The sequence below is a fragment of the Pseudoalteromonas agarivorans genome (genome assembly GCF_024518735.1).
Taxonomy (GTDB): domain Bacteria; phylum Pseudomonadota; class Gammaproteobacteria; order Enterobacterales; family Alteromonadaceae; genus Pseudoalteromonas; species Pseudoalteromonas atlantica.
This window is the reverse complement of sequence record NZ_JANIGJ010000002.1, coordinates 496,926-506,805: the sequence shown is the minus strand read 5'-3', so window position 1 is coordinate 506,805 and position 9,880 is coordinate 496,926. Positions and strand designations below refer to the sequence as shown.

General features: G+C 43.4%; 6 protein-coding genes and 2 rRNA genes. 5 read left to right on the top strand and 3 right to left on the bottom strand.

Translation table 11 applies throughout. The features are described 5' to 3' along the window. Positions 1 to 5 precede the first annotated feature (5 nt). The 3 genes from rrf (NQT65_RS06685) to glsB all read left to right on the top strand — a co-directional run bounded on the left by rrf (NQT65_RS06685) (position 6) and on the right by glsB (position 1,804). Positions 6 to 120 (top strand): 5S ribosomal RNA (gene rrf, locus NQT65_RS06685). Positions 121 to 182: 62 nt separating this feature from the next. Further along, positions 183 to 297: ribosomal RNA gene (gene rrf / locus NQT65_RS06680) — 5S ribosomal RNA — on the top strand. 583 nt (positions 298 to 880) lie between these two features. Then, positions 881 to 1,804 (top strand): glutaminase B, encoded by a 924-nt coding sequence (glsB, locus tag NQT65_RS06675; protein ID WP_004588579.1) that lies wholly within the window; start codon positions 881 to 883, stop codon positions 1,802 to 1,804. A 34-nt stretch (positions 1,805 to 1,838) separates the two neighbouring features. Here the strand turns inward: glsB and NQT65_RS06670 are convergent, their stop codons facing one another. Next, positions 1,839 to 3,143, bottom strand: a complete 1,305-nt coding sequence (locus NQT65_RS06670; protein ID WP_256850766.1) for an inosine/guanosine kinase — start codon at positions 3,141 to 3,143, stop codon at positions 1,839 to 1,841. 178 nt (positions 3,144 to 3,321) lie between these two features. On the opposite strand from NQT65_RS06670, the gene tadA reads away from it, so the two are divergent. Then, on the top strand, positions 3,322 to 3,825 hold the full coding sequence (tadA, locus tag NQT65_RS06665) for a tRNA adenosine(34) deaminase TadA (protein WP_256850765.1): 504 nt from the start codon (positions 3,322 to 3,324) through the stop codon (positions 3,823 to 3,825). Here the strand turns inward: tadA and NQT65_RS06660 are convergent. Both NQT65_RS06660 and mltF read right to left on the bottom strand, forming a co-directional pair. After that, entirely contained in the window at positions 3,822 to 3,986 is a 165-nt protein-coding gene (locus tag NQT65_RS06660) for a hypothetical protein (RefSeq protein WP_004588576.1), read from the bottom strand. The genes tadA and NQT65_RS06660 overlap by 4 nt on opposite strands. Before the next feature lie 246 nt (positions 3,987 to 4,232). Continuing rightward, positions 4,233 to 5,747 carry a membrane-bound lytic murein transglycosylase MltF gene (gene mltF, locus NQT65_RS06655; RefSeq protein WP_256850764.1) on the bottom strand — a complete coding sequence of 505 codons (1,515 nt, stop codon included), beginning with the start codon at positions 5,745 to 5,747 and terminating at the stop codon, positions 4,233 to 4,235. Between the two features lie 211 nt (positions 5,748 to 5,958). On the opposite strand from mltF, the gene purL reads away from it, so the two are divergent. Beyond that, complete coding sequence (purL, locus tag NQT65_RS06650) at positions 5,959 to 9,849, top strand: phosphoribosylformylglycinamidine synthase (RefSeq protein ID WP_256850763.1); 3,891 nt, start codon at positions 5,959 to 5,961, stop codon at positions 9,847 to 9,849. Positions 9,850 to 9,880: the final 31 nt, after the last annotated feature.

The window sequence follows — 9,880 nt, the reverse complement described above, 5'->3', positions numbered from 1 at the left end:
ATTTGCTTGGTAACCATAGCGTTTTGGACCCACCTGACCCCATGCCGAACTCAGTAGTGAAACGAAACAGCGCCGATGATAGTGTAGCATTTGCTATGTGAAAGTAGGACATTGCCAGGCTCCAAATTTAGTCGAAGGACTTAAAGCTTAATAAATAAAATAAGAAAATTGAAAAGAATTTTCTTGGTAACCATAGCGTTTTGGACCCACCTGACCCCATGCCGAACTCAGTAGTGAAACGAAACAGCGCCGATGATAGTGTAGCATTTGCTATGTGAAAGTAGGACATTGCCAGGATTCAAATACGAGAAAGCCCGACTCGAAAGAGCCGGGCTTTTTTACGTCTGAAGAAAAGTTAAATACGTACAATTAATACACACTAATCTACTTCTAGAATGTAGGTCGGGCGAGAGTAGCGACTCCCGACGCAATGATAATATTCCATTTGCTATGTGACTCTCCACCGCTGTGGGCACTACGACATTACCAGGATTTAAATTAAAGAAACCCGTTACAGCGATGTAACGAGTTTTTTGCTGTGTGGGGTTTAATAAAAAGCCAAGATCTCATGCTAACTCAGTCTCTGTAATGCCCGCCCTTGTAAATCCTTTGAGCCACAACATTCATACCCCTATATAACGCTAAGTTCCTGAGGCAAAGTCACGGCTCACATCGTGCTCAGTGTAATCAGTTTTTTATAGCCCCGCAAAATGATAAGACTTATTGCGGATTGGTATTACTTTGATATAGTAAATATCACTTTGAAAATAAACATTAAGTTCATGCTTATCTGCTATTTTATTCATGTAACATAGCTAGGCGTGCAGAAGTTGTGCGTGTTAAAATCAAATTTTTATAAATGCCAAAATAGAGGTGTCAATTGCCCACTGCTGACTACCAAACTGTACTAGATGAAATAGCACACGAAGTGCGCCCTTTGTTATCACAAGGTAAAGTTGCGGATTATATACCTGCACTTGCTGAGGTTTCTAGCGAGCAGTTTTCTATTGCTATTTATACCACTGATGGCGAAACCATTTGTGCGGGGGATTGCTCAAAACGTTTTACTATTCAGTCAGTTTCTAAAGTAATGACACTCACAATGGCGCTACAGCGCTATGGCGATGAACTATGGCATCGGGTAGGCAAAGAGCCCTCAGGAACCGCGTTTAATTCTCTTACGCAGTTAGAGTTCGAAAAAGGCGTACCACGTAACCCTTTCATTAATGCTGGCGCGATTGTGACGTGCGATGCTTTGTACAGTCGATTATCAGCACCTCGCCACTCAATGCTTGAAACGTTTAGGCTACTTGCAGGTAATAGTGCAATAGTGATTGATAAAAAAGTGGCCAATTCTGAGTACGAGTTTAGGCATAGAAATGCGGCAATGGCGCATTTAATGAAGTCGTTTGGTAATTTTGAGAATGACGTCGATGATGTACTTTGGTCTTACTTCAATTTTTGTGCGATTGAGCTTAACTGTATTGAGTTAGCTAGAGCGTATAACTTTTTAGCGAATAAAGGGGTTGATTACAGCTCGGGTAAGCGCGTTTTGAGTAGTCGCCAGAATAAACAATTAAATTCGATTTTATTCACCAGCGGCTTATATGATGCGGCAGGAGACTTTGGCTACAGAGTGGGAATGCCGGGTAAATCGGGTGTGTCTGGCACTATATTAGCGGTATTACCGGGTAAGTTTACAGTGGCAGTATATTCACCAGGGCTTAATGAATTTGGTAACTCGGTGGCGGGGATAGCAGCATTAGAGCTGCTATCTAAAAAGCTCGATATTTCGATTTTCTAAAATACCGCAATAGGGAGCACGCACAGCTCCCTATTTATTGATCCCAGTACACTTGCTCTAGGCAGTCTTCACGCTCTGGTAACCCACGTGATAAACGTGGAGAGTGCTGTACTAATACCTCGTAACTTGCGCGGTTAGCGTACTTACTAATTTGTGCAAGAGAAGAGTAGGTAATGGCCTTTTGTTCGTGTTTTGCTGAGTTAGCGACATTTAACTTATGATAAACGTTTGCTGATAAATCGTGTAACACGGCAGCCAACGCACAATCGCCAGCACCATTGGTATTTTTGATTGAATCAGGCCCACCCATGAATGGCGCCGTATGGCTATACGCTTTTATCGGGTTTTCGCAATCGGATTTTTTCATTGCACGAGAAAACTCATAGCGATTAAAATCGGCAATGGCACCTGGTAATAGTGGGTACTCGGTTGCACGTTTAAAGCTCTCATCAACGTAACCGGCCATAAATAAGCCTTTTTCGCCAGCGGTACAAATAACTAAGTCTACCCAGTCAAGTGCTTTGTCTGCGGCTAATAGCGGGTCTTCAAAGCCTGTAATTGCTAGCCCTTCTTCTTCGTTCATGGCAAGTATATCGACATGCTCGTTTACAAAGTTAGCCCACCAGGTTGGATCTTGCTCAATTAAAAACTTAGTGCCGAGTGTTAAAACTACCGGTACACCTGCATCGTTAGCGTATTTAACTGCTTGCATGGTTGCTTCAGTCATTGTCTCATCACCCTGTGTACGCATTAGGTAGGCGCTGATCACAAGTGCTGATGACTGCTCAATTAAGTCTTTATCGATAGACTCAGGCTTTAAGTGATTCATTAAACCGGCGCTAATTGCGAATGTACGCTCGCCTGTTTCATCAATTAAGGTAAAACAACGGCCAATAGGGCCATCTACTGGTTGTAAATAGTCTAAATCAACGCGGCTTGATGTGTTACATAAAAAGCGATAAGCATAGCTGCCAATTTTTATGTTTTCACTCATAACACCGAGCAATACTGAACGGTCATCTGCTAGTACAGAGTAGTTATGCATTGTGTTACCAATGGTGCCACCGGCAAATTCGTAATCAACCATGTCGTTTAGTTTTAAACGGTCGTAAAGTGCGTTAGTAATATCGCTATCAATAACTTGCGACATTCCTCGGCGAAGTTGAAACTCGTCTAAAAAAGCCTGATCGACTTTGGCTTCAATATCAACAACGATCTGATCGATACCCGTAATGTAACTACGTTGTAATCGCTCAGTTGCGTTTAGCTGATTAGTAAGTGGATCTTTAGCTTCCACTGGAAAATAATGTTTATGTCTGCGGCGTCCAGGAAATTTCATTTGCTACCTGTGTTGTGAGCTAAATAAAAAAAGCGTGAGATTATAGCGTAAATCACACTCTATGAGCCACGATAAACCACATTATTTTGTTTTATTTTTGCAATAATTTAATCAATTACGCATTTTAAACAGGCAAGTTGATATAATACCAAAAGAAAATTTATTTAAAGTAAGCACTATGAACGATCTAAAAAGCGATGAGTATTGGATGGAGCAGGCATTAGTTTTTGCCAATAAGGCGCAGCAATTGGGCGAAATTCCGGTAGGAGCTGTCCTTGTAAAAGGTAACACGCTTATTGCAGCGGGTTATAATCGTTCAATTACTGATAACGACCCCTCTGCGCACGCTGAAATGATTGCAGTGCGTGAAGGAGGGAGAGCTTTAAATAATTACCGTTTAATTGATTGCACTTTGTACGTTACGTTAGAGCCATGCTCTATGTGTGCCGGGCTGTTAGTGCATAGCAGAATAAAGCGCCTTGTTTACGGTGCGCCAGATGCTAAAACAGGCTCGGCTGGATCTATTATGAACTTATTGCAAGAGCCGAGGCTGAACCATCAGGTAGAGGTATTAGGTGGGGTGCTTGGGCAAACCTGTGGTAGTACTATTTCGGCGTTTTTTAAACAACGCCGAGAACAAATTAAAGCGGCTAAAAAAGCAGCTCGTCAAATTAGTGACTAGTTAGCCTTATCTGAATCTACTTCTATCATTTGCTGCATCGCAAACATGCGACGACGCCAAATAATTTTTTTATGTAAGTTACGTAGCATAATACGACGTCTGGTGGCTGTTGAATGAATAATATTGCGTTTTAGTTTTTGCGTGCGTCTACGTTTTAGCATGTGTTCTCCTAATGCGTGAGAGTGAGAAAGGCACAAGATATATATTAAAAATCAGGTAAATATACTATAAACACACATTAGTGATCATTTCATGACAAGTAAACAGATTTTTAATTTAGTTACTAGAGTGGTTAAGCCTGAAGGGGAAATTAGCGCCTGCTAAGATGAGAAAATAAGCGTTTAGTGCCCACATATTAATGTTTCACAGGCCTGAGCAGCCCATTTTATAACGTAAATATAAACGCTTTACTGAGACTGCTGCGTGTTATTTTCACCTTGCTTACTTTTTTCTTCAGGTGAGAGCGAAGGGGTAGGTTCGGTTTTATCGTTGTTTATAGGCTCTTTGCTTGGTTGAGCTGCTTTTTCAACTTTAGGTGCTTCAGGTTCTGATTCAGGTTTTGGCTCTGGCGCTAGGGCATTATTTTCATCAAGCCATACAAGTGCATCGTAATACCTGCGAATGTTATCAACATATTTTACCGCAACATCGCCACGCGCATAGCCGTAACGGGTTTTACGGTAATAACGTTTTTTGATTAAAAGTGGTAAGCGCTTTTTAACATCGGCCCATTTATCAGGGCTCGCCCCTTGTTGTTCGGTAATAATGCGCGCGTCGTTAACGTGCCCCCAACCTACATTATAGGCTGCCAGAGCAAGCCAAGTTCTATCGGGCTGCGGGATTCTATCTGGGATGCGTTTAACGAGCTTAGCTAAGTATTTAGCTCCGCCACGGATGTTTTGCTCTGGCTCTAACCTATTTGTTACGCCCACTTGTTTAGCGGTACTGCGTGTCAGCATCATAATGCCTCTCACACCTGTAGGCGATTTAGCGCGAGGGTTCCACATAGATTCTTGGTAGCTAAGCGCAGCAAGTAAGCGCCAGTCAAGGCTACCTGCATATTGCTCAAACCAAGGCCTGTAAGTGGGGAGTGTTTCTTTTATAGCTTCTATGTATGCAAGCGTATTAACGTAGTTAAACTGGCGTACGTGCCCAAAGTACTTTTCTTCGAGCACATACAGCTGGTTACTTTGTTTTACGTCACCAAAAAAGGGCACTAGCAGTGCATAAAGCGAATCATCTTTTGATTTATTAAGGATCCAAGCTATGGGGTCATTCCGGGTAACTGAAAAGCCAATACTTAAATTTGGGTGGTAACGTCTAAACAGTGAAAGCGTGTGTGAGTCGGCGAGGGTGTAATCTATTTCGCCATCGATAACGGCTTGTAAAAGCTCCTCTTCATCCAGTTCTTCGGTTTCTTGCCAAGTTAAATCTGGGTTACTCTTTTTTATTTTTTGTAAGGTTAAAGAGTGGCTACTTTTGGCTATAACGGTAAAGTTTCCATCAAGGTCGTCAAATTCACGTGGGCGAACTCGACCTTGCTTATAAACCAACTTTTGGCTAATTGTTCTGTAAGTGGGGCCATAGCGATATTGCTGTGCACGCACTTTGTTGTAGGTAAGTCCTGAGGCTATTAAGTCTAAATCGCCGCTTTCAAGGCGCTCAAACATATCGGATAAATTAAAAAACGGTACTATTTCTAGTTCAACACCTAGGTAGTCGGCAAAAGCTTGAGATAGCTCGTATTCAAAACCTTGCTCGCCTTGCACGGCTTGGTAGTAGTTGCTGGCACTGGCAAGGGTACCTACACGTATTTTATTTTGTGCTTTAATTTGGGCAAGTTGAGTTTGTTGCTCCTGCATATTACACGCACACAACAGCATAACTAAAGTGATGATAATTATTAGCTTTTCTTTCAACATTAACCGCCCCATAAAGCTCATACCCCGTTATACCAAAACTTCACTATGGCGTCACTTAGCGTTTAGCTTTTATTGGTAATTTTGCTGCTGTTTATATAAATAAAAAGTTAATTTTCTGAAAAGCGCAATTTGGAGTTAAAACTCGGTGCTACATAGACTATAATGCCCGCCTAAAATATCGTTCAATCCCTAACCCCGGATGAAATTATCTATGTTGATCCTTCGTGGTGCACCAGCACTTTCAGAGTTCAGAGTTAATAAAATTTTAGCGCGTTGCAAACTATCGCAACTTCCAGTCACCAATGTATATGCCGAGTATGCACATTTTGCCGATTTAACCTCGCCTTTGAGTGTTGATGAGCAAACTAAGCTTGAAAAACTACTTACTTACGGTCCAACTATTGCCGAGCATACCCCAGCTGGCACACTTATTTTAGTTACCCCTCGCCCTGGCACCATTTCACCATGGGCATCTAAAGCAACCGACATAGCGCATAACTGTGGCCTTAAACAGGTTCACCGTGTTGAGCGTGGTATTGCTTATTACGTAGAAGGTGAACTAAGTGCAGAGCAGCTTGCTCAAGTAACGGCGTTATTACACGACCGTATGACTGAGGCAACGCATAGCGAACTTGCTTCTGCAGCGCAGTTATTCCGCAATGATTCGCCTCGCGAAATGTCATCAGTTGACATTTTAGGTGGCGGGCGCGAAGCATTGGCTGCGGCAAACGTTGAACAAGGTTTTGCGCTTGCTGATGACGAGATAGACTACTTAGTAGAAAACTTTAAAAAGTTAGGCCGTAACCCTAACGACATAGAGTTATTTATGTTTGCGCAAGCAAACTCTGAGCATTGTCGTCATAAAATATTTAATGCTGATTGGACAATTGATGGTATTGAGCAGCCTAAATCGCTGTTTAAAATGATCAAAAATACATTTGAGCACAATCCTGAAAATGTGCTGTCGGCGTACAAAGATAACGCAGCAGTAATGAAGGGCTCAAAAGCGGGTCGTTTCTTCCCGAATGCGCAAGGTGAATATACGTATCATCAAGAAGACATAGAAATTTTAATGAAGGTAGAAACCCATAACCACCCAACAGCTATAGCACCATTTTCTGGTGCGGCTACAGGCTCAGGTGGTGAAATTCGCGATGAAGGCGCAACAGGCCGCGGCTCTAAGCCAAAAGCGGGTTTAGTTGGTTTTACTGTTTCTAACTTACGTATTCCGGGTTACGAGCAACCGTGGGAAAGCGACTTTGGTAAACCTAATCGTATCGTAAATGCGCTTGATATTATGATGGACGGCCCTTTAGGTGGCGCGGCATTTAATAATGAGTTTGGACGTCCTAACTTATTAGGTTACTTCCGTACCTACGAAGAAAAAGTAACAAGTCACAATGGTGAAGAGGTGCGTGGTTACCACAAGCCTATTATGCTTGCCGGTGGTTTAGGTAATATTCGTGCTGATCATGTTCAAAAAGGGGATATTCCAGTCGGTGCAAAACTTATTGCACTAGGTGGCCCTGCGATGAACATTGGTTTAGGCGGCGGTGCAGCATCAAGCATGGCATCGGGCCAGTCAAACGAAGATTTAGATTTTGCTTCTGTACAGCGTGAAAACCCAGAAATGGAACGCCGTTGCCAAGAAGTGATCGATAAGTGTTGGCAACTAGGGGATGAAAACCCAATTGCGTTTATACACGATGTAGGCGCCGGTGGTTTATCTAATGCGTTTCCTGAGCTTGTAGATGATGGTGGCCGTGGTGGTAAATTCCAACTACGTGATATTCCTAACGATGAGCCGGGCATGGCCCCACACGAAATTTGGTGTAACGAATCGCAAGAACGTTATGTACTGGCTGTTGCTGTTGAAGACTTTGATCGCTTTGAAGCCATTTGTAAGCGCGAACGTGCGCAGTACGCAGTAATAGGTGAAGCCACAGAAGAGCGCCACTTAACTGTTGCCGACAGCCACTTTGATAACAGCCCTGTTGATTTGCCGCTTGATGTATTATTAGGTAAAGCACCTAAAATGCATCGCGATGTAACTTCAAAGCAAGTTACCGGTAAGGCAATTGATGCAGAGTCGATTGATATAGTCGAGGCTGCTCAGCGTTTACTGCGCTTACCTACCATTGCAGAAAAAACATTCTTAATTACCATTGGCGATCGCTCGGTTACCGGTTTAGTAGCACGGGATCAAATGGTGGGTCCTTGGCAAGTACCTGTGGCTAACTGTGCAGTTACCGCAGCAACGTACGACACTTACCACGGTGAAGCTATGTCACTGGGTGAGCGCACGCCGGCAGCACTATTAAATTATGGTGCATCGGCGCGTTTAGCCGTGGCAGAGTCACTAACCAATATTGCCTGTGCCAACATTGGAAGCCTAGAGAACATTAAGCTCTCGGCTAACTGGATGGCTGCAGCCGGCCACCCTGGTGAAGATGCCGGCCTTTACGAAGCTGTAAAAGCGGTGGGCGAAGAGCTTTGTCCTGCGCTTGGTTTAACTATCCCTGTAGGTAAAGATTCTATGTCGATGAAAACGACATGGAAAAACGAGGATGATAGTGCTGAGCAATCAGTTACTTCTCCGTTATCACTTATTATTACTGCCTTTGGTCGTGTTGACGACGTGCGTAAAACAGTGACTCCGCAGTTACGTACTGATAAAGGCGATACATCACTTATTTTAGTTGACTTAGGCGCGGGTAAAAACCGACTGGGCGCATCAAGCCTTGCACAGGTTTACAAGCAGCTTGGTGATGTTACTCCAGATGTTGACAACCCTGAGCTACTTAAAGGCTTTTACAATGCCATGCAAGCACTTGTCGCTGATAGCAAGCTACTTGCCTATCATGACCGTTCAGACGGTGGTTTATTTACTACTGTAACTGAAATGGCATTTGCTGGGCACACCGGTGTGACTGTTGATTTAGCTGGGTTAACCGGAACAGACCTAGAAGCACTTTATAACGAAGAGCTAGGCGCGGTAATTCAAGTTGCTAACAGCGATTTAGATGCCGTAAATGCTGTATTTGAACAACACGGTGTTGCTGCAATTAGCCACGTGATTGGCTCGCTTAATAGCGACGATAGCATTGTATTTAAGCGCGGTGAGCAAACTGTACTTAATCATACTCGTACTGAATTACGTACTATTTGGGCCGAAACAACGTACCAAATGCAAGCACGTCGTGATAACCCTGATTGTGCTAAGCAAGAGTTTGATGCCAAGTTTGATGCAAAAGATCCAGGCTTAAACGTAAAACTTAACTTTGACTTAAACGAAGATATAGCCGCACCGTACATTGCAACGGGCGCTAAGCCGCAAATGGCTATTTTACGTGAGCAAGGCGTTAACTCGCATTTAGAAATGGCTGCTGCGTTTAACCGTGCTGGTTTTGCCGCTGTTGATGTACACATGAGCGATATCCTCGAAGGGCGTTTAACCCTTGAGCAATTTAAAGGCTTAGTGGCATGTGGTGGTTTCTCTTATGGTGACGTATTAGGCGCTGGTGAAGGCTGGGCTAAGTCTATATTGTTTAACGATATGGCACGCGATCAGTTCCAAAACTTCTTCCACCGTGAAGACACCTTTAGCTTAGGTGTGTGTAATGGTTGTCAAATGTTATCAACATTGAAAGAGTTAATTCCGGGTACTGAGCATTGGCCACGTTTTGTAACAAATAAGTCAGAGCGTTTTGAAGCACGCTTTAGCTTAGTTGAAATACAAGAAAACCCGTCTGTATTCTTTAATGGAATGGCGGGATCGCGTATGCCAATTGCTGTATCTCATGGTGAAGGCCATGCAGAATTTGCAAACGATGCTGCCACTAAAGCTGCGCTTGAAAGCGGCACTGTTGCGGTTAAATTTGTAGATAACTATGGTAACCCGACAACGCAATATCCGGCTAACCCGAATGGTTCACCAGAGGGTATTACCGGTATTACCTCTACTGATGGCCGTGCCACTGTAATGATGCCGCACCCTGAGCGTGTATTCCGCGCTGTTGCTAACTCGTGGCACCCAGATGAGTGGAAAGAGGATAGTCCGTGGATGCGTATGTTCCGCAACGCACGTAAAAATGTAGGTTAAAAACGACATATACAAGTTAGATTCATAATCT

What these genes read in the sequence shown, in the direction of transcription:
- NQT65_RS06670 (WP_256850766.1), bottom strand. Translation starts at nt 3,143, where the DNA reads ATGAAATTTCCTGGACGCCGCAGACATAAACATTATTTTCCAGTGGAA.
- tadA (WP_256850765.1), top strand. Translation starts at nt 3,322, where the DNA reads ATGAACGATCTAAAAAGCGATGAGTATTGGATGGAGCAGGCATTAGTT.
- NQT65_RS06660 (WP_004588576.1), bottom strand. Translation starts at nt 3,986, where the DNA reads ATGCTAAAACGTAGACGCACGCAAAAACTAAAACGCAATATTATTCAT.
- mltF (WP_256850764.1), bottom strand. Translation starts at nt 5,747, where the DNA reads ATGTTGAAAGAAAAGCTAATAATTATCATCACTTTAGTTATGCTGTTG.
- purL (WP_256850763.1), top strand. Translation starts at nt 5,959, where the DNA reads ATGTTGATCCTTCGTGGTGCACCAGCACTTTCAGAGTTCAGAGTTAAT.